20 protein-coding genes and 1 pseudogene are annotated in these 18,317 nt (G+C 74.3%); 8 read left to right on the forward strand and 13 right to left on the reverse strand.

Annotated elements, in window-relative coordinates:
- Nucleotides 1-110: 110 nt before the first annotated feature.
- The 3 genes from AB8Z75_RS18370 to AB8Z75_RS18380 all read right to left on the reverse strand — a co-directional run bounded on the left by AB8Z75_RS18370 (nucleotide 111) and on the right by AB8Z75_RS18380 (nucleotide 5,594).
- Complete coding sequence (locus tag AB8Z75_RS18370; protein WP_369203303.1) at nucleotides 111-3,575, reverse strand: AAA family ATPase; 3,465 nt, start codon at nucleotides 3,573-3,575, stop codon at nucleotides 111-113.
- Entirely contained in the window at nucleotides 3,572-4,816 is a 1,245-nt protein-coding gene (locus AB8Z75_RS18375; RefSeq protein WP_369203305.1) for an exonuclease SbcCD subunit D, read from the reverse strand. Before AB8Z75_RS18375 ends, AB8Z75_RS18370 begins: the two co-directional genes overlap by 4 nt.
- Nucleotides 4,817-4,946: 130 nt before the next feature.
- Entirely contained in the window at nucleotides 4,947-5,594 is a 648-nt protein-coding gene (locus AB8Z75_RS18380; protein WP_369203307.1) for a YigZ family protein, read from the reverse strand.
- 100 nt (nucleotides 5,595-5,694) lie between these two features.
- Here AB8Z75_RS18380 and AB8Z75_RS18385 point away from each other — a divergent pair, with 100 nt between their 5' ends.
- Both AB8Z75_RS18385 and AB8Z75_RS18390 read left to right on the forward strand, forming a co-directional pair.
- On the forward strand, nucleotides 5,695-6,102 hold the full coding sequence (locus AB8Z75_RS18385) for a CoA-binding protein (protein WP_369203309.1): 408 nt from the start codon (nucleotides 5,695-5,697) through the stop codon (nucleotides 6,100-6,102).
- Between the two features lie 99 nt (nucleotides 6,103-6,201).
- The gene (locus AB8Z75_RS18390) at nucleotides 6,202-6,699 is read left to right on the forward strand and encodes a GNAT family N-acetyltransferase (RefSeq protein WP_369203311.1); all 498 of its coding nucleotides are present in this window, start codon (nucleotides 6,202-6,204) and stop codon (nucleotides 6,697-6,699) included.
- Between the two features lie 26 nt (nucleotides 6,700-6,725).
- Here AB8Z75_RS18390 and AB8Z75_RS18395 read toward each other — a convergent pair whose 3' ends face one another.
- Together AB8Z75_RS18395 and AB8Z75_RS18400 are read right to left on the reverse strand one after the other, a co-directional pair.
- On the reverse strand, nucleotides 6,726-7,286 hold the full coding sequence (locus AB8Z75_RS18395) for a YbaK/EbsC family protein (protein ID WP_369203313.1): 561 nt from the start codon (nucleotides 7,284-7,286) through the stop codon (nucleotides 6,726-6,728).
- Nucleotides 7,287-7,318: 32 nt separating this feature from the next.
- A complete protein-coding gene (locus AB8Z75_RS18400) occupies nucleotides 7,319-7,891 on the reverse strand; it encodes a helix-turn-helix domain-containing protein (RefSeq protein ID WP_369203339.1) in 573 nt (190 codons plus the stop codon).
- Between the two features lie 104 nt (nucleotides 7,892-7,995).
- On the opposite strand from AB8Z75_RS18400, the gene AB8Z75_RS18405 reads away from it, so the two are divergent.
- Nucleotides 7,996-8,868: an EamA family transporter gene (locus AB8Z75_RS18405; protein WP_369203315.1), complete on the forward strand. Its 873-nt coding sequence runs from the start codon at nucleotides 7,996-7,998 to the stop codon at nucleotides 8,866-8,868.
- A gap of 20 nt (nucleotides 8,869-8,888) precedes the next feature.
- On the opposite strand, the gene AB8Z75_RS18410 is transcribed toward AB8Z75_RS18405, so the two are convergent.
- The 4 genes from AB8Z75_RS18410 to AB8Z75_RS18425 form a co-directional block, all read right to left on the reverse strand.
- Complete coding sequence (locus AB8Z75_RS18410; RefSeq protein WP_369203317.1) at nucleotides 8,889-9,620, reverse strand: DapH/DapD/GlmU-related protein; 732 nt, start codon at nucleotides 9,618-9,620, stop codon at nucleotides 8,889-8,891.
- A 71-nt stretch (nucleotides 9,621-9,691) separates the two neighbouring features.
- Nucleotides 9,692-10,240, reverse strand: coding sequence for a gamma carbonic anhydrase family protein (locus AB8Z75_RS18415; protein ID WP_369203319.1), 549 nt, complete (start codon nucleotides 10,238-10,240; stop codon nucleotides 9,692-9,694).
- Nucleotides 10,241-10,308: 68 nt separating this feature from the next.
- Nucleotides 10,309-11,094: a DedA family protein gene (locus tag AB8Z75_RS18420; protein ID WP_369203321.1), complete on the reverse strand. Its 786-nt coding sequence runs from the start codon at nucleotides 11,092-11,094 to the stop codon at nucleotides 10,309-10,311.
- A 119-nt stretch (nucleotides 11,095-11,213) separates the two neighbouring features.
- On the reverse strand, nucleotides 11,214-11,669 hold the full coding sequence (locus AB8Z75_RS18425; protein ID WP_369203323.1) for a DUF4442 domain-containing protein: 456 nt from the start codon (nucleotides 11,667-11,669) through the stop codon (nucleotides 11,214-11,216).
- A 136-nt stretch (nucleotides 11,670-11,805) separates the two neighbouring features.
- On the opposite strand from AB8Z75_RS18425, the gene AB8Z75_RS18430 reads away from it, so the two are divergent.
- The gene (locus AB8Z75_RS18430) at nucleotides 11,806-12,969 is read left to right on the forward strand and encodes a hypothetical protein (RefSeq protein WP_369203325.1); all 1,164 of its coding nucleotides are present in this window, start codon (nucleotides 11,806-11,808) and stop codon (nucleotides 12,967-12,969) included.
- A 54-nt stretch (nucleotides 12,970-13,023) separates the two neighbouring features.
- Here the strand turns inward: AB8Z75_RS18430 and AB8Z75_RS18435 are convergent, their stop codons facing one another.
- The gene (locus AB8Z75_RS18435; RefSeq protein WP_369203341.1) at nucleotides 13,024-13,815 is read right to left on the reverse strand and encodes a spermidine synthase; all 792 of its coding nucleotides are present in this window, start codon (nucleotides 13,813-13,815) and stop codon (nucleotides 13,024-13,026) included.
- Nucleotides 13,816-13,910: 95 nt separating this feature from the next.
- Nucleotides 13,911-14,567 carry a GTP-binding protein gene (locus AB8Z75_RS18440; protein WP_369203327.1) on the reverse strand — a complete coding sequence of 219 codons (657 nt, stop codon included), beginning with the start codon at nucleotides 14,565-14,567 and terminating at the stop codon, nucleotides 13,911-13,913.
- A gap of 414 nt (nucleotides 14,568-14,981) precedes the next feature.
- Between AB8Z75_RS18440 and AB8Z75_RS18445 the strand changes: the two are divergent.
- Together AB8Z75_RS18445 and AB8Z75_RS18450 are read left to right on the forward strand one after the other, a co-directional pair.
- Nucleotides 14,982-15,674 (forward strand): annotated as a pseudogene (locus AB8Z75_RS18445) (TVP38/TMEM64 family protein); the annotation flags it as partial.
- A 249-nt stretch (nucleotides 15,675-15,923) separates the two neighbouring features.
- Nucleotides 15,924-16,796, forward strand: a complete 873-nt coding sequence (locus tag AB8Z75_RS18450; RefSeq protein WP_369203329.1) for an undecaprenyl-diphosphate phosphatase — start codon at nucleotides 15,924-15,926, stop codon at nucleotides 16,794-16,796.
- A gap of 48 nt (nucleotides 16,797-16,844) precedes the next feature.
- On the opposite strand, the gene AB8Z75_RS18455 is transcribed toward AB8Z75_RS18450, so the two are convergent.
- Nucleotides 16,845-17,162, reverse strand: coding sequence for a DUF6343 family protein (locus AB8Z75_RS18455; protein ID WP_369203331.1), 318 nt, complete (start codon nucleotides 17,160-17,162; stop codon nucleotides 16,845-16,847).
- A gap of 106 nt (nucleotides 17,163-17,268) precedes the next feature.
- Nucleotides 17,269-17,613: a DUF6011 domain-containing protein gene (locus AB8Z75_RS18460; RefSeq protein WP_369203333.1), complete on the reverse strand. Its 345-nt coding sequence runs from the start codon at nucleotides 17,611-17,613 to the stop codon at nucleotides 17,269-17,271.
- Nucleotides 17,614-17,749: 136 nt separating this feature from the next.
- Between AB8Z75_RS18460 and AB8Z75_RS18465 the strand changes: the two genes are divergently transcribed.
- Together AB8Z75_RS18465 and AB8Z75_RS18470 are read left to right on the forward strand one after the other, a co-directional pair.
- Nucleotides 17,750-17,959, forward strand: coding sequence for a chaplin (locus AB8Z75_RS18465; protein WP_369203335.1), 210 nt, complete (start codon nucleotides 17,750-17,752; stop codon nucleotides 17,957-17,959).
- A gap of 58 nt (nucleotides 17,960-18,017) precedes the next feature.
- On the forward strand, nucleotides 18,018-18,143 hold the full coding sequence (locus AB8Z75_RS18470) for a hypothetical protein (RefSeq protein ID WP_369203337.1): 126 nt from the start codon (nucleotides 18,018-18,020) through the stop codon (nucleotides 18,141-18,143).
- Nucleotides 18,144-18,317 lie beyond the last annotated feature (174 nt).

Here is an 18,317-nt window from a genome sequence, read left to right on the forward strand (position 1 = left end):
GCCCCTTGCCCTCGGGCCCCGGGGGCAAGGGGCCCTGGCCCGCCCGGGCTCCCGGGGCCACGCCCACGGCCCCTTCCGCCTCTTCCCGCCCTCAGCGGCGGGAAGAGGCGTCAGCCCGCGGCGGGTGCCGCATGATGGCGCACGGCGGAGCCCGCCCGGGACTTGACGACCTCCAGCTGGGCGGGGATGCGCTGCCGCAGGTCGGCGACGTGACTGACGATGCCGACACAGCGGTCGCGTTCGCGCAGCGAGTCCAACACGTCCAGCACCTCGTCCAGCGTCTGCTCGTCCAGGCTGCCGAAACCCTCGTCGATGAAGAGCGTCTCCAGCCGGGAGCCGCCCGCCTCGTCGGTGACCACGTCGGCGAGGCCGAGAGCGAGCGCGAGAGACGCGAAGAACGTCTCGCCACCGGAGAGCGTCGCGGTGTCGCGTTCGGCGCCCGTCCAGGCGTCCACCACGTGCAGCCCCAGCCCGGACCTGCCGCGCCCGCCGGACCGCTCGCCCGAGTGCACCAGCGTGTAGCGGCCGTCCGACATCCGCTCGAGGCGGGCCGAGGCCGCCTCGGCGACCTGCTCGAGACGGGCGGCCAGCACGTACGACTCCAGCCGCATGCGCCGCTCGTTCTCAGCCGAGGTGCCCGCCGTCAGCCCCGCGAGCCGGGCGACCCTGTCGTAGGCCGCCCGCAGCGGAGCGACCCGGCGGGCGGTCGCCACCGCGCGCTCGCCCAGCTCGTCCAGCGCCTCGACGCGACCGCACGCCGCGTGGTGTGCGGCCTCGGCGGCGCGCAAGCGCCCTTCCGCCTCCTCGGCCGCCGCACGGGCCGCCTCGGGCTCCGCCGGGGGCCTGGCCGCCGCCGCGGCGAGCACCGGGTCGGCCAGCTCCTCGCGTACGGCTGCCTCTTCGACCCGCCGGCTCTCCAGGCGCTCCCGCAACTCGCGCTGCTCGGAGGAGGGCAGTACGGCCCGCGCCGCGTCGTCCGCGGTGGCGAAGCCGGCCTGACGGGCGGCCTCGGCCAGGTGCGCGCGGGCCTCGTCGAGCCGCGTGGCGGCGCCCTCCGCCACCTGAGCCGCCTCGGCGGCCCCGGACAACAGCGCGGCGTGGCGCTCCAGTTGGGCGTAGCGCGCCGCCACACTGGGCGCCTCGCCCCGCGCCCTGTCCAGCCGCCCGACGAGGGCCGTGCGCTCACGCTGGAGTGCGTCCCTGGTGGAGACGCGTCCCGCGGCGCGGCGCTCGGCCTCCTGACGCGCCACGCCGCGCTCCTGGGACTCCCGCTCGGCGGCGGCCAACGCCTCGCGGGCCTGGTGGGTGGTGGCCGCCTGTGCGTGCGCACGAGCGTGCGCGCTCTCCAACTCGTCGACCACCGCCGCCAGCGCCTCGACGCTCGGAGGTTCGGCACTCGGCATTTCCGCGCTCGGAGGTTCAGCGCTCGGCATTTCCGCGCTCGGAGGTTCAGCGCTCGCCGGGTCCACGCTCGCTTCGTCCACGCTCGCCGCGCTGGCGCTCCCCCGCACAGCACTCGCAGAGACAGCGCTCCCCGGACCGGCGCTCCCCGGAACAGCGCTTGCGGCGTCGGCACTCCCCGGATCGGCGCTCGCCGGCACGGCGCTCCCCGGAACGGCGCTCGCCGGCACGGCGGCGGCTTCGCCCGCGGCCTCGCCCGCCGCGGTGGCGTGGCTCTCACGGAGGGCCGCGAGTCGCTGCCGGGCCGACTCCCGCAGCTCGCCCGCGCGCTGGGAAGCGGCGAGCGCTTCTTCCTCGGAGGCGCGGTCCACGTGGTCCGCCGCTTCGCGGGCGGGGGCCGGGTGCTCGTGGGAGCCGCAGACCGCGCAGGGCCGGCCCGCGGTGAGGTTGGCGGCGAGCTCCGCCGCGATGCCGCGCAGCCGGCGTTCCCGCAGGGCCAGCCAGCGCTCCTTGGCCTCGGCGGCCTGTTCACGAGCGCGTTGGAGAGCCTCCACGGCCGTGTCGATCTCCGCGGCGAACGCGTCGCGGCGGCGGGCCGCCTGGAGGCGGGCGCGCGCGGGGTGGAGCCGGCCCGCGAGACGTTCCGCCCGGGTGGCCGCCTCCTGGGCGTCGTCCACCCGGCGCTGGAGGGCGCGCCGCCGGTCTTCCCACCCTGCCAGCCACTCCTCCGCCTCACTCAGCAACTCCTCGTCGGCGCGGGCCTCCGCGTCGAGCCTGCGCACCTCCGCCTCGATACCGGCGACCCGCGGTTCCTCCTCGCGGGCAGCCCCGAGGGCGCCGAGCTCCTGGCTCGCCTCCCGCTCCCGCGCGGTGAGCCGCTCGCAGGGCGCCTCGGCCAGTGCCTCGGGGAGCCGGGCCCGCGCGTCCCGTTCCGCCGCGCGGGCGCGTGCGTGTTCCTCGCGGGCGGCGTCGTGGAGGCGGAGAGCGGGCACGACCGCCTCGGCCGCGCGGGCGCTCTCCAGCCGCTGCCGCAGCGCGTCGTGCTCAGCCCCCGACGCGGCCAGCTCCTCGGCGCGCTGCCGGGCCCGGGCGAACCGCTGCTGGGCGCGGGCGAGTTCCCGGGCCTCCTCCAGCCGCTGCACGGCGGTGACGTGCCGCTCACGGACCGTCTCGGCGGCAAGGGCCGCCGAGGTGAGACGTTCCCTGGCGTGGCCGCGGGCCTGCGCCGCCCAGGCCAGGACCGCGTCCGCGAGTCCCGCGTCGCCGGGGGCGAGCGCGGTGCGCTCGGCGCCCTCGCCCCCGCGCCCGGAGCTCCGCGCTCCTCGCCCGGTGGACTTGGCGGCGCGTGCCGCCGTGGCGCCGACGGGCTTGCGGCCGGTGTCCGGGGACGCGGTGGCCGTCGGAGCGGCTCGCCGGCCGGGCATCGCGTCGCCGCCGGACGCGGGCACGGGGCCGGTGGCGACGGTGGCGCCAGGCCCCTCGCTCAGCTCCGCCGGGTCACCGACGGCCTGCCGCATGCGGTGGGCGAGGGCCAGCAGTTCCTCGTCGGCCGCGACGACGTCGTGCTGTGCGGCTTTGCGCCTGCGGGCCAGCTCCTCCTCGACGGCGGCGAAGCGGCCGGTGTCGAAGAGGCGTCCGAGCAGCTTGGCCCGGTCCTCGGCACCCGCCCGCAGGAACCGCGCGAAGTCCCCCTGCGGCAGCAGGACCACCTGGCAGAACTGGTCCTTGCTCATACCGAGGGCCTGGCCGATCTCCTCACCGATCTCCTGGTGGGAGCGGCTGAGGCCCCGCCACTGCGCCGTGCCCGTGTCCCAGGCGCGCAGCTCGGAGCGGGCGCGCTCGCGAGTGAGCCCGCTGCCCCTGGCCTTGGGCCGCAGCTGTTCCGGCGCGCGGGTGATCTCCAGTCGGCGCCCTGCGACGGTCAGTTCGAGCACGACCTCGGTGAGGGTGTGCCGTGGAGCGTGGTCGCTGCGCAGAGAGCCGCCCGGCTGCTGCCGGGCGCCGGGAACGCTGCCGTAGAGGGCGAAGCAGACGGCGTCCAGCACGGAGGTCTTGCCCGCGCCGGTGGCGCCGTGCAGCAGGAAGAGCCCGGCGGCGGAGAGGGCGTCGAAGTCGACGGTGTGGCTGCCGCCGAAGGGGCCGAAGGCCGTGAGGGTGAGCCGGTGCAGCCTCACCGGGCCCCCTCGGGTGCGGCGCGGTGGCCGGCGGCGGCGGACCGCGCCGCGGGAACCGTCCGGGGGGTGGCCGCCGGCTCGTCCTGTTCGCTCTCCGCCACGCGGGCGGCCTCCAGCGCCTGGCCCAGCATCGCGCGCTCCTCGGGCTCCGCGGCACGGCCGGGGCGCACGTGGCCGACGAAGTCCTCGGCGATCTGCCGGTCGGTACGGCCCTTCAGGCGTACGGCGTAGGAGCGCGCGTCGTCGGTCTCTTCCCGCTCCGGCTCGAAGACCAGGCTGACGAGGTGCGGGAAGCGCTTGCCCAGGCGGGCCATCGGATCGTGCGGGCGGGCGGCGTCGGTGAGGGTGGCCTCCACCCAGGACGCGGCGTGCCGTTCGTGGGCTGGGTCCTCCAGCAGCTCCTCCAGGGTGCCGCGGAGCCGGGCGAGGGGGCGCGGGACGGGGCAGTGCAGCCGCTCGGCCGCCACCTCGCCGCCCGGCCCCAGGTCGATGAGCCACATGGATTTGGGGTGTCCGGCCTCGGAGAAGGAGTAGGCGATCGGCGTGCCGCAGTAGCGCACCCGTTCGGTGAGGGTCTGGCAGTTGTGCAGGTGTCCGAGCGCGGCGTAGTCGACTCCGTCGAAGACGGACGCGGGCACGGAGGCGACGCCGCCGACCGTGATGTCCCGTTCGCTGTCGCTGACCTCGCCGCCGGTCACGAACGCGTGCGCCAGGACCACGGAGCGGGTGCCCGCCGGCCTGGTGGCCAGGTCGGCCCGCACCCGGTCCATGGCGGCGCGCAGCACGGCGGTGTGGCTGCCCGTGCCGGCGCCGAGGGCGTGGCGCACCAGGGAGGGTTCGAGGTAGGGCACCCCGTAGACGGCGACCTCGCCGTGCCCGTCACCGTCCGGCAGCAGGACCGGGGTGCCGCACTCCTCGGGGTCGGTGCGCAGGTGCACGCCCGCGCGGCCCATCAGCTTCGAGCCGACTCCCAGGCGCCGGGCCGAGTCGTGGTTGCCCGAGATCATCACGGTGGGGATGCCGTGTTCGGCGAGGCGGTGCAGGGCGTGGTCGAACATCTCGACGGCGGCCAGTGAGGGCACGGCGCGGTCGTAGATGTCGCCGGCGACGAGGACGGCGTCCACCGCACGCTCTTGCGCGGTGGCGACCAGGTGGTCGAGAAAGGCGCGCTGGGCGTCGAGGAGGCTCACGCGGTGGAAACTCCGGCCCAGATGCCAGTCCGAGGTGTGCAGCAGACGCATGGTCAACGACCTTAGGACCCGCCACTGACAACGCGGGCCGCCACCCGGCGGATCCGCCGCGCGGAGCGCGTCCGCGCTTCGTGGGTCGGGTGGCTCATACGGCGGCTCATACGGCGGCTCATACGGTGGCTCATACGGTTCCGAACGCCTCGCCGCCCACCTGGATCCCCGCGCTCCCCGCGGTGGCGTCGGCGAGCCAGCCTCGGAAGGCTTCCAGCTCCCGCTCGGGCAGTCCGAGCTCGATGGTGACCTCGGTCCCGTACCGCACGTCGCGCACCTCCCGCCCGGTCGCGCGCAGGTCGTTCTCCAGCCGGCCCGCCCGCTCGTGTCCCACGGTGACGGTCACCAGCCGGAAACGGCGCCGGGTGACGGTGCCCAGGGCGTCCAGGGCCGCGCCCACGGCGCCGCCGTAGGCGCGGATCAGACCGCCCGCGCCGAGCTTGACGCCGCCGAAGTAGCGGGTGACGACGGCGACCGTGTAGCGGACCTCGCGGCGCAGCAGCATCTGGAGCATGGGGACGCCTGCGGTGCCGCCCGGCTCGCCGTCGTCGTTCGCCTTCTGGATGTCCGCTCCGGGGCCGATGACGTAGGCGGAACAGTTGTGGTTGGCCCCGGGGTGCTTCTTGCGGACGCGGGCGATGAACTCCTGCGCCTCGCTCTCGGTGGCGGCGGGTGCGAGGGCGCACAGGAAGCGCGAGCGGTTGACCTCGGTCTCGTGCACGCCCTCGGCGGCGACGGTCGCGTAACTCTCGGGCCCCGCGGGCTGCTCCTGCTGCATCCGGCCAGCCTATGGCCCGCCCTGCGGGAATCCGCGCGGGGCTGCCGCCGTTGCCGCAGGCAGCGCACCCGAGGCGAGGCACGACGAAGGAGACGAGACCATGTACGGCGATTCCGCGACGGTTCGGAGCATCCTCACACAGCTCGGCGACACCTGGGCTGTCGTCGGCCTGTCGGGCAACACCGCGCGGCCCGCCCACGGGGTGGCCGAGGTGCTGCAGCGCTACGGCAAGCGGATCGTGCCCGTCCATCCGAAGGCGGAGACGGTGCACGGGGAGCGGGGCTACGCCGACCTGGGGGAGATCCCTTTCCCCGTGGACGTGGTCGACGTCTTCGTCAACTCCGACCTGGCCGGGCAGGTGGCCGACGAGGCGGTGGCGATCGGCGCCGCTGCGGTCTGGTTCCAGCTCGGCGTGGTGGACGAGGCGGCCTACGCGCGCACCCGGGCCGCGGGGCTGCGGATGGTGATGGACCGCTGTCCGGCGATCGAGATCCCCCGGCTCGGCTGAGCCGGGCGTGCGCTAGGGTCTTTCGTTTGGATCTGGCTGGATCAGGGAGCGGGCTCCGGTGCGTGCGTGCTCTCGCAAGGCGGAGGAGGGAGTCCCGGCATGAGCATCACACGCAGGGCCACACCGCACGACGCGAGGGAGATCGTGCGGCTGCGCCGCCTCATGTTCGCCGAGATGCACGGGAAGGACGAGCCCGGCCCCTGGGAGGAGGAGGCCGTGCGGGTGGCACATCGGCAGCTCGCCCAGGAGTCCTCGCCGCTGCTGGCGTTCGTGGTGGACGGTGACACCCCCGGCGAACCCGCCCACCTGGCGGCGTGCGCGGTGGGCCGGGTCGAGGAGCGGCTGCCCGCACCGGTGAGCCCGCTGGGGCTGTTCGGCTTCGTCTTCAACGTGTGCACGGACGCGCGTTACCGCGGGCGGGGCCATGCGCGGGCGACGACCGAGGCGATGCTGGCGGAGTTCGCGCGCCGCGGGGTGACCCGTGTGGACCTGCACGCGTCACCGGACGCCGAACGGCTGTACAGGTCCCTGGGCTTCGCCGAGCACTCGATCCCGCTCTCGCTGGACGTGCGCGCCAACCTCGCGACCGAGGCCTGAGCCGGGCGCCGCGATCGGGCCGGACGTCAGCCGCGTTGGCCCAGGCCCTCGACGACCTCGGCGCCCGGCAGGGCGGCCAGTGCTTTGCCCGGCACGATCAGCTTGCCCCTGCGGCTGCCGCTGCCGATCAGCGCCCACGGCAGCGCGGCGACCTCGGCGTCCACCAGGAGGGGCCAGTCGGCCGGCAGTCCGACGGGGGTGATGCCGCCGTACTCCATGCCGGTCTCGCCGACGGCTGTCTCGTGCGGCGCGAAGGACACCTTGCGGGCGCCGAGGCCGCGCCGGGCGGCGCCGTTGACGTCGAGGCGGGCGGAGGAGGGGACGAGGCAGGCGGCGAGGGCCCGTTCGCCGCCGCGCTTGGCCGCCACGACGACGCAGTTGGCCGAGGCCCCCAAGAGGTCCTGCCCGTACGTCTCGACGAAGACGGCGGTGTCGGCCTTGGCCGGGTCGGTGTCCACGTACAGCAGTTGGTCGGCGGTGACGGTGCCCGACCAGTCGCGGACGGCCGCGGCCACGGGCGCGGTGAGCCGGTCCAGTGCGTCGGGGGCGGGCACTGCGTTGTCGAAGTCTCCGATGGGCGCTCGCATGGCAGGCACCCTAGCGGGAGCGGGGCGGGGTGTCAGCGCGGTTCGGGCACCGAGACGGCCATCGTCATCTCCACGGGTTCGGTGCCGTCGTTGCGGTAGCCGTGCGGGACGTGGGACTCGAAGCAGGCGGAGGTTCCGGTGGGGAGGGCGTGCCCGGCGCCGTCCACGTCGAGGGTGAGGGTGCCTGCGGTGACGTGGACGAGTTCGGTGGTGCCGGGCGGATGCGGGTCGGAGGTGCTGGCGTCGCCCGGCATGAGTCTCCAGTGCCACAGCTCCAGCGGCCCGGGCGCCTCGGTGCCGGCCAGCAGGGTGCTGTGGCTGCCGGTGTCGGTGGACCACAGGCGGATGGCCTGCTCGGGCGGGACGATCCTGACCTGCGGTTCCTGGTCGGAGTCCAGCAGCGAGGTGATGCTCACGCCGAGGGCGTCTCCGATCTTGACGACGGTGCCGACGCTCGGGTTGGTGCGCGCCTGTTCGATCTGGATGAGCATGCCGCGGCTGACGCCGGCGCGCGCCGCGAGGGCGTCGAGGGTGAAGCCGCGCTCGGCCCGCAGGCTCTTCAGGTTGCGGGCGAGGCCTTGCGTGAGCTGGTCGAGGTCCGTCACGGTGTTCCGCACCATCCAAAATAATCAATGACAGAGTGCACTGTGTTGAACTACGGTGTGCTGGACTTGAGCGTTCACCACACTGTACTGCGAGGGGTTCCGCCATGACCGCTGTCTTCGCCCTGGCCACCAGCCTCCTGTGGGGGCTGGCCGATTTCGGCGGGGGGCTGCTCAGCAAGCGGATGCGGGAGCTGACGGTGGTCGTCGTCTCCCAGGGCGCCGCCTGCGCGGTGCTCGCGGTCGTCGTGGCGGCCACGGGCGCCTGGAGCGAGCTGGACGCCCGGCTGCTGTGGTGCGCGGTGGCGGCGGGAGCCATCGGGCCCGTCTCCATGCTGTGCTTCTACCGCGCGCTGGCCATCGGCCCGATGGGGGTGGTCTCCCCCGTGGCCACCCTGGGCAGCGTCGCGGTTCCGGTGGCGGTCGGCATGGTGCTGCACCACGAGCGGCCCGGCCTCGTGCAGGTGATCGGGACCCTGGTCGCCGTCGCCGGTGTGGTGCTGGCGGGCGGCGTGGGCGGCGGCGGAGCGCCCGTGCGGCAGCGGACGGTCCTGCTGACCCTGGTGGCCGCCTTCGGCTTCGGCGCGACGATGAGCCTGGTCGCCGAGGCCTCGCCGACCGTCGACGGACTCTTCCTGACGCTGTTCGTCCAGCGGGTCGTCAACGTCGTCGTGGGCGGCGGAGCGCTCTACGCCTCGGTGCGCAGGGGCACCCCCGCGCTGCCGGAGGGGGGCATGCGGGCGGTGTGGGCATCGCTGCCCGCACTGGCCTTCGTCGGCCTCGCGGACGTCGCCGCCAACGGCACCTACGCGGTCGCCGCCCAGCACGGCCCCGTCACCGTCGCCGCCGTACTGGCCTCGCTCTATCCGGTGGTCACCGCGCTGGCGGCGCGGGGTGTGCTCCAGGAGAGACTGCGTGCCGTGCAGACCACGGGCGCCGGGCTGGCACTGCTGGGCACCGTGCTGCTCGCCTCGGGCTGACGGTGCGGGCCGCCGGCGCCTCACTTCCCGTCTCCGGGCTGCTCGGGCAGATCGGCCAGCGCCACCAGTTGCTCGGGAGTGACACCTTCGGGAACCGGCATAGGCGCCGGCGTGCGCAGCGGCGGCTGCCAGCCCGCCTCCGGATCCAGCCGCCGCACCACCTTCGCGGGGGCACCGGCCACCACCGCGTGGTCGGGCACCTCCCCCCGTACGACGGCACCCGCCGCCACCACGACGTTCCGTCCCAGAGCGGCGCCGGGCAGGATGACGGCACCAGCGCCTATCCAGCTACCGGAACCGATCTCCACCGGAGCCGTGCGCGGCCACTGCTTGCCGACGGGACGCGCCGGGTCGTCGTAGGAGTGGTTCGTCGAGGTGATGTAGACGTACGGACCGCAGAAGACGTCGTCTCCGACGCTCACGCGGGTGTCCGCGATGATGTGGCTGCCCCGCCCCAGGACCACGCCGTTGCCGAGCCGCAGCACGGTGTCGGGCCCGAGGTCGAGGTCCGGCATCATCCCGGCGGTCAGCGTCACGTCCTGGCCGACGACGCAGTGGTCGCCCAACTCGATCCACGGCGTGCCGAAGAGAGTGCCCTGCGGGAAGGCGAGCCGGGTGCCGGTCCCGATCCTGCGGAACGCGTAAGGGCCCGGGCGCCGGGCCGTGACGGCGCCTGCCTCCTGGACGCGCCGCCAGACCCCGTGCAGCGCACGGGAGGTGAGGAACGAGAACGTGTTCTGGATCGATGGCACGTCGTCACGGTAGCGTCCGCGCGGACGGCGGCCCCCGGTGAGGTTCCTCACGGGTAACCCGGGGGCGCGCCTCAGGACCCGGCGGTTCCCTCGCCGACCGCGGCCTCGCGGTGCTGCTTGGCGAGCTCGACGTAGGCGGTCGCGTTGAACCTGATGCCCTCGCGCTCCTCGTCGGTCAGCTCCCTTCGCACCTTGCCGGGCACGCCCGCCACCAGAGAGCCGGGCGGGACGACCATGCCCTGGGGCACCAGGGTCTGGGCCGCGACGAGGGAGCCGGCGCCGATCCGGGCACCGTTGAGGACGGTGGCGCCCATGCCGATGAGGACCTCGTCCTCGACGGTGCAGCCGTGCAGCACGGCGTTGTGCCCGACGGTGACGCCCTCCCCGATGGTGACGGGGAAGCCGGGGTCGCCGTGGACGGTGCAGTTGTCCTGCACGTTGCTGCCCTCTCCCAGCACGATCGGCCCCGCGTCGGCGCGCAGCACCGCTCCGTACCACAGGCTCGATCCGGCGGCCATGGTGACCTCACCGGCGACCACGGAGGCCGGCGCACAGAACGCGTCGGCGTCCAGGCGGGGCTCATGCCCTCCGACGTTCACTGTCAGCCCTCGCTCCGCCACGCCGCTCTCCGCTCCGCGTCCTGTTTCCACTCGCTGCCGTGCCCCGCCGACGCTCGCGCGCCGAGGCCTCAGTCCCCGGCCGGGGCCGGAGCGGGGGCCGCCTTGTCGGCCGCGCCCGCGACAGGGCCAGGGGCCCGGCCGTCGTCCGCCACAGTCCCGTCGGTGGCGGCCCCGTCCGCGGCGGCCCCCTCGGTGGCGCCCGGGGTGTCGCCCTGGGCGGCACCTGCGGGGTCTTCCTCCGCCGAGGCGGCGGCCACCTTCGCCGAACGGCGCTTGACGATGACCATGGAGGCGACGCCGATGAGCACGGCAGCCACCAGCCCCAGCCACGAGAAGCGCTTGAGCCACGCCTCGGCGACGATGCCGACGTAGTAGATGACCGCCGTCGTGCCGCCCGCCCAGACCGCGCCGCCCAGCACGTTGGCCGTCAGGAACTTCCAGTACGGCATCTTCAGCACGCCCGACAGGGGTCCGGCGAAGATGCGCAGCAGTGCGATGAAGCGGCCGAAGAAGACCGCCCACATGCCCCAGCGCTGGAAGGACCGCTCGGCGGTGGCCACGTGTGCGGGGCCGAAGTGCTTGGGGAACTTGCGGCCCAGCCACTCCAGCAGCGGCTTGCCGCCCTTGCGGCCGATGGCGTAACCGATCGAGTCACCGATGATGGCGCCCGCGGTCGCGCTCACGCCCAGGACGACCGGGTCGATGTGGCCCTGCTGTGAGGCGAGCAGCGCGGAGCTGACCAGGACGATCTCGCCGGGGAGCGGGATGCCCAGGCTCTCCAGGCCGATGACGACCCCCACCAGGAGGTACACGCTGACGGCCGGGATGTGCTCCAGCCACTCCTGGATGTGCAACTACGGCTTCCTTCCACGGCATTCGGGCTCGAGTTCGGAAGCCTACTCGACGGCTGGCGGGCGTGCGCCGACGGGATCGCGCCGACCGGCGCACGCTCCTGGTCCGTGGGTGCGGCGGGTCAGCCGTTCGGCCGCAGCGTCCACACGATGGTCATCTCGCTGGTGACGGCGCCGTCGGCCCTGGTGAGGGCGACCTTGACCGGAAACTCGGGGCGCTCCCCCCGGTCCAGCTCGGCGACCACGTCGGCAGCCGGGCGGCCGAGCTCGGCGGTGGCGGTGAGGACGCCCTTGGCGAGCTTCTTGAAGTCCATCTCGACGTGCACCGGCAGCGGCACCGCCCGGGAGAGCTGGTCCGCGAAGGCGGCGAGGGTCACCGCACCGCTCGCGGACTCGGCGAGAGTGAACATCGCTCCCGCGTGGGGGCCGCCCACGTGGTTGTGGTACTCGCTCTGGTCGGGCAGCGAGACGACGACCCGCTCGGGCGAGGTCTCGAGGTACTCGAGCTTCAGGGTGCGGGCCATCGGCACGGATGCCGTCATCAATGCGCCTATGTCCGGCTGTGACTCTGTCGTCATGCCCGCACGTTACCACCGGGTAACCGATGAGTGGTGCGGTTCTTCGTCGCGCTCCGACTCCTGTCGTGTAGCGGGTCGGTACCGATCCGAGGGCGGCCGTGTTCCGCGCGGTTGTCGCACCATAGGCTTGTCGGCCATGTGGCCAGGACAGCAGCAGCCCGGGGGCGAGCAGAACCCGGGGGAGCCGAACCCGTACCAGCAGCCGGGTTATCAACAGCCGAACCCCTACCAGCAGCCCGGCTACGGGCAGCAGCAGCCGTCGGGCCAGCCCGGCTACGGACAACAGCCGACAGGCCAGCCCGGCTACGGACAACAGCCCGCCGGGCAGCCCGGCTACGGGCAGCAGCCCACGGACCAGCCGGGCTACGGGCAGCAGGGCCAGCCCGGTCAGCCCCCGTACCCGTACGGGCAGCAGCCCGGCGCCGCCGGTTCCGGACAGTGGGGTCCGGCCAGTGTCCCGGGAGGCCCGCAGCCGCCCAAGAGCGGCGGGGGCGGTGGCCGGAAGAAGACGGTCATCATCTCGGCCGCCGTCGCGGTGGCGGTCGCCGCAGCCGCGGTGACGGGCTTCATGCTCATCGGCGGGGACGACGACGGCAAGAAGGACGAGGCCGACAAGTCCACCTCACCCACCGCGGCGAAGGAGCCGAAGAAGACCGAGAAGGCCGACCCCGGCGGTGGCGGAGGCGGCGAGGACGACGCGAAGGACCCCTCGGAGCCCGTCGTCGCCGGCTGGCAAACCGTCATCAACCCCAAGTGGTACTCCGCCTTCGACGTCCCCGACACCGACGACTGGACCGTCGAGAGCCAGGGCACCATCACCGGCTTCGAGGACGACAAGGGCAAGGTCCTGGTCGCCATGTCCGCGCCCGCCTACTACAAGGACAACTGGTGCAAGGAGTCCAGCCGCGCCGCCGTGGGCACCAAGGGCGGGCAGGGCTCGAAGAACACCAAGGAGGCCGCGAAGATAGCCGCGGGCAACTTCGTGATCGCGGGCTACGACCAGAAGCAGAAGGGCACCCTCAAGGTCTCCAAGCCGAAGGCGTTCAAGAACGAGCACGGCATCAAGGGCCACACCGCCACCGCGACCGTCACCGGAGCGCCCAAGGAGGACAAGTGCTCCACGAGCGCGGGCAAGGCCGTCACGGTCTCCTGGATCAACACCAACGGTGACCTGGCCATCTTCGTTCTCTACACCGACGCGGGCGTCAAGGACGAGCTCTCCGAGGCCACCATCAAGAAGATCACCGGCAGCCTCCGCAACTACGAGGCGCCGGCCGGCGGCGAGGAGCCGCGCGGCTGATCCGCTACGCCCTCCGGGGCGCCCCCTGCGGCGCCCAGGCCCCCGACGGCGCCCTCAGCCGATGCTGAAGGCGCCGTCCGGCGGTTGCGGGGAGGGCACGGCGTCGCCGTCCTCGACGGGGCGCGCGCCCTCGGCCAGCCGCCGCAGCTCGGGCCCGTGCACCACCCGTGCGAGGAACGGATCGGCCGCGCAGCGCCGTGCGAGCTCTTCCCAGGCCTGCTCGTGGCGCGAGGCGAGCAGCACCACGTTGCCGAACCGCCGCCCGCGCAGTACGGAGGGCTCCGCGAGCAGCGCCAGCCAGGGGAAGACCGCCGCGAAGGTCGCCAGCTGGGAGCCCAGGAAGCGGAACGGCGCCGCGTCGGCGAGGTTGGCCACGTACGTCCCACCGGGGCGCAGCACCCGCTCCGCCTGCCGGGCGTAGGAGAGGGTGGTCAGGTGGGCCGGCATCCGCGAGCCTCCGTAGACGTCGGAGATCACCACGTCGGCGCAGGCGTCGGGGGCGCCTTCGAGCATCGCCCGCCCGTCGGCGGCTTCCACGCGGATGTCCGCGCCGGCGGGCAACGGCAGGTACGCGGTGACGAAGGCGGCCAGCTCCGCGTCCGGCTCGGCCACGCGCTGCCCGGAGCCCGGCCGGGTCGCGGCCAGGTAGCGGGGCAGCGTGAGGGCGCCGCCGCCGAGGTGGAGCACGTCCAGCGGTTCTCCGGGGGCCGCCGCCAGGTCCAGCAGATGGCCGACACGGCGCGCGTACTCGAACTCCAGGTGCTCGGGCGCGTCGAGGTCGACGTAGGACTGCGGGGCGCCGTCCAGGGTCAGCAGCCAGCCCCGCGGCCGGTCGATGTCCGGCATCAGCTTGGCCGCGCCGCCGGCGACGGTTCGGGTGCGGGGCAGATGTTCCCCGTCGGGCTCGGTGTCCACCGTCCCATTGTGCGGGTGGCGAGGGATCACCCGACCGGGCGGGGGTCGCGGGGCCCCCTTCTCCCTTCCCCGCCCCCCGGCAGGGGGACGTAGGTGTCGACGGCGTCGAGCAGCGCTTCGGTGGCGCCCCGCCAGCGCGGGTCGCCGGCCAGCGAGCCGAGCGCCGAGACCCGGACGGCGGGGAGCGTGTCCCCCGCGTGACCGTGCGCCGTCAGCAGGGCCCGTACGTCGGCCTCCACCAGGTCGGTCAGCTCGTCGCTGCCCTGGTCGGCCTTGGTGAGGGCGACGACGAGCGGGAGCGGACCCGCCCGGCGGGCGTGTGCGAGGTGAGCGGCGGCGCCGGTCCTCGCGCCCTCCAGGACGGAGACGACCAGCAGGGCGCCGTCGAGACGGGCCGGGTCGTCGGCGCCGTCGAAACGGTCCGGGTCGTCAGCGGGGTCGAGACGATCCGGGTCGTCGGCGGGGTCGAAACGGTCCGGGTCGTCGGCGGGGTCGAGCACGGTGTAGCGCCGGGTGTCGGTGGCGTAGCCGAACCGCCGCCGGTACAGGTCGGGAGCGGCGCGGAGGGCGCAGGGCCGGGCGGCCGAGAGCGCCCTGGCGAGCGTGGTCTTGCCGTGCCCCCTGGGCCCCAGCGTGCCGATGGTCAGGTGCGGAAGCGGGTGCGGACGGGTGTACGCGGACACGGGTGCCCTCCTGGGCCGTGACGGGGTGGCGAGCGGGACCCCGGGGAGGACCGACCCTTCCCCGTGGGGTCCTCGGTGCGGTCCGGGAAGGGTCAGCGTCGGCGGCCGTCGGCGCCGCACAGCAGGGGGCAGGCGGACACGTCCCGCGTCAGGAAGGCGGCAGCCCGGGCACCGGCCGCGACCGCGGCCGGAGTCGGAATGTCGAGCTGCCGGAACACCGTCCGATCATCCCCGAGCCGGCTGGCGCCCGTCGAACGGTTTTCGCCAAGTCGGCCGCAGGCCCGGCGCGGTCGCCTTCCGCACAGGTGGAAGCGGGGTGGACGGTGGGCGAACACCGTTCCGGGAGGGAATCTTTCGGACTTTCCGCACGCCTTCGAACGGCGGAAGGACCGGTTCGTCGGTTACGCTCCCCACGTGCCCGTCCCCGCCACGCAGCCAGACGGACTCCCCGGCCGTCTCGCCCAGACGCTGCTCTCTCCCTGGACCCGCCTCGCCCTCCTCGCCGTCCTTCTGTGCGGCGCGGCCACGGCGATGCTGCTGTATGAGCCCCAGCGCCTGCTCTCCCACGGCTGGCCGCCCCAGGTCGCCGGCGGGGCCGCCGTCGCCCTCTTCGGCGCCGCCTACGGGCTGTGCACGGCGGCGTTCGTGCCACGCCCCGTGCTCAACGTCGCGGCGGGCGTCCTCTTCGGCGCCCAGGCGGGCACGTTCTCGGCCACGGCCGGAACGGTGATCGGCGCGGGCATCGCCTTCGGACTCGGCCGGCTGCTGGGCCAGGACGCGCTGCGCACCCTGCTGCGCGGCCGTTGGATCACGGCCGCCGACCGGCAGTTGAGCAAGCACGGCTTCCGCTCCATGCTGGTGATCAGACTGCTGCCCGGCGTGCCGTTCGCGGCCTCCAACTACGGCGCCGCCGTCTCCCGCATGCGCTGGATCGCCTTCCTCGCCGCGACAGCCGTGGGCTCCGTGCCCAACACGGCGGCGTACGTGATCGCCGGCTCCAGCGCGGCGACACCGACCTCGCCCGTCTTCCTCGCCTCCTTCGGCTTCATCGCGCTCTCCGGCCTTGCGGGGGCCGTCTTCGCCTGGCGCAAGCGGGCTCAACTGCGCCGCGGGGAAGCCGCGCCGGACGGAGCGCGAGACGCCGCGCGGCCGCACCGCGCGGCGACGGACGCACCTGGCCCGGCGACAGACGTACCTGGCCCGGCGACGGACGCGACGGGGCCGGCCGCCACGGCTGCCACGGCCGGCGCCGACGACGGGGCGGAGCCCGAGGCCGCGCACGACCGCGCGGCGGCGGTGAGGGCCTCCGCCCACCACCGCTGACACCGACGACCACAGGGACGAGCCCCACCGCAGATGTCTTGGTTTGAATCCTTCGTCCTCGGACTCGTCCAGGGACTGACCGAGTTCCTCCCGATCTCCTCCAGCGCCCATCTGCGCCTCGTGGCGGCCTTCGCCGGCTGGAAGGACCCGGGCGCCGCGTTCACCGCCGTCACCCAGATCGGCACCGAGACGGCGGTGCTCATCTTCTTCCGCAAGGACATCGGCCGCATCCTGGCCGCCTGGTTCCGCTCACTCCACAGCAGGGAGGCCCGGCGGGACCACAACGCGCAGATGGGCTGGCTGGTCATCGTCGGCTCGATCCCCATCGGGGTGCTCGGGCTGGCCTTCAAGGACCAGATCGAGGGCCCGTTCCGCGATCTGCGGCTGATCGCCACCACGCTCGTCGGGCTCGGCATCGTCCTCGGTGTCGCAGACCGGATGGCGGCCCGCGACGCGCGAGGCGGCCGTCACCGGGCGCGGCGGGAGCGCAAGTCACTGGAACAGCTCACCGTCCGCGACGGGCTCCTCTACGGGTGCGCGCAGGCGCTGGCGCTGGTGCCCGGCGTCTCCCGCTCGGGGGCCACGATCAGCGGCGGCCTGTTCATGGGGTACCGGCGTGAGGCGGCGGCCCGTTACTCGTTCCTGCTGGCGGTGCCCGCCGTGCTGGCCTCGGGCCTGTTCGAGCTGGCGGAGATCGGCGAGGGCCACGTCTCCTGGGGGCCGACGCTGTTCGCCACGGTGCTGGCGTTCGTGGTGGCCTATGCGGTCATCGCATGGTTCATGCGCTACATCTCCTCCCGCAGCTTCATGCCGTTCGTCCTCTACCGCATCGTGCTGGGCCTGGTCCTGTTCGCGCTGATCGCGGCCGGGGTGGTGAGCCCGCACGCGGGCGAGTCCGTGGGCTGATGAGCGGCGTTGCGGGACGGTCGCGGCGCGGGGGTCAGCGGGAGGCGGTCAGCGGGAGGCGCGCTCCTGCGCGCGGCGGCGGCGCACCACGAACAGGTCGACGGCCGCGCCCAGGGTCAGTACCCCGCACAGCGCCGCCAGCACGCTCAGCACGCGGTCGCTCGGTGAGCTGTGCGGGCCCGAGGAGGCCGCCCACCAGGCGAGAAGGGCGGTCGCCGCGGCGAAGAGGGGGATGCCGACGGACGACAGCAGCGTGCGCAGCGGCAGATCGCTGCGTGCGGTCACCGGCTCGGTGCCGGCGCGGGGCCTTCGGCGGGAGCGGGGGGCGTCGCGTCGGTGACGGTCGGGGTCCGGTGGCTGTGACACGTCAGTCGCCTTTCGCCGGGTGGCTCTGAGCACCATGATCGCCACTCCGCCCCGGGAACGTGCGGGGGCGCGCCCGGGGTTCCTCCCGGCCCGGGCGGGCCGCGGCTCACAGTCCCGGCAGCGCGTCCTGTGCGACCTCTTGTGCGGGCGGCACGGGCGCGGTCCGCACGGCGAGCTTGTGGCGGCAGGCGGGTCCCAGCCCCCAGAGGCGGGAGTCGCGGTCGCGCAACGGCTGGCCGCACATGCGGCACAGGACGTTCTTCGGGCCTGCGGCCGGGTTGCTTCCCGGTTCCTCGACGGGCTCGCTCCCGGGCAGCAGCGCCTCCTCGGCCCGCTGTCCTTTGCTTCGGGCGCCCGCGTCCGGTGCGCGCCACTCCGGGCTCCGCGCGGACTGGCCTTCCCCGCCCGCGCGCGGCCGTTCTCCGCTCATGCGCGGCCTTTTCCCGCTCATGCGCGCCCCCTTCTCTGCGCCTCGTCAGGCACGGTACCAGCGCGGGCACACGCCCGGAGTAGTCCGAAATGCGCGCTACGTACCCATGCCTCCACGGTGGACGTGGAGACAACAGCTACCTCTCATGGGAGCGAACATGCGTATTCGTACCGCTATCGCAGCCAGCCTGCTCAGCGCCGTCGCGGTGCTCGGCGGGACCGCGGGCACCGCGACGGCCGCCAGCAGCGACCCGCACCCGGGCCAGTACAACGACCCGGACGTCCTGGACCTCGGTCTGAACGTCTGCGGCAACCCGATCGTCGCGCTGCTGAGCCCTGCCTCGCAGAACGCCTGCAAGGCGAACTGACCCCCAGCGCACGTCGGCTCGGCCGTCGGACCCCGCCGCCCGCTCCCGCGGGCGGCGGGTGGAGGGGGACACGGCCCGGCTGCGGCTCATCGACGGGCGGGAGGGCCGGATCGCCATCCGCGGCAGCGGCTTCGGCCCGGTCGAGGTCTCCGGCGAAGGGCCGGTGCCCGCACACCGGCCGTAGGTCCCGCGCCCCGCGAAGGCTCTGTCGGTCCGGGGCCCGACCGGGCGGCAGCCGACGGTGCTGCCGAGCCGGGCCCCCGCTGCCACACTGGCCTCATGGACAACTTCTACCGTGGCCCGGCGACCCTGCTGACCGGAGCCGCCGAGGTGCCCGTCGACGCGGCGCTGTTCACGG

It is taken from the genome of Streptomyces sp. PU-14G, from assembly GCF_041028275.1.
In the GTDB taxonomy this organism is placed as follows: Bacteria; Actinomycetota; Actinomycetes; order Streptomycetales; family Streptomycetaceae; genus Streptomyces.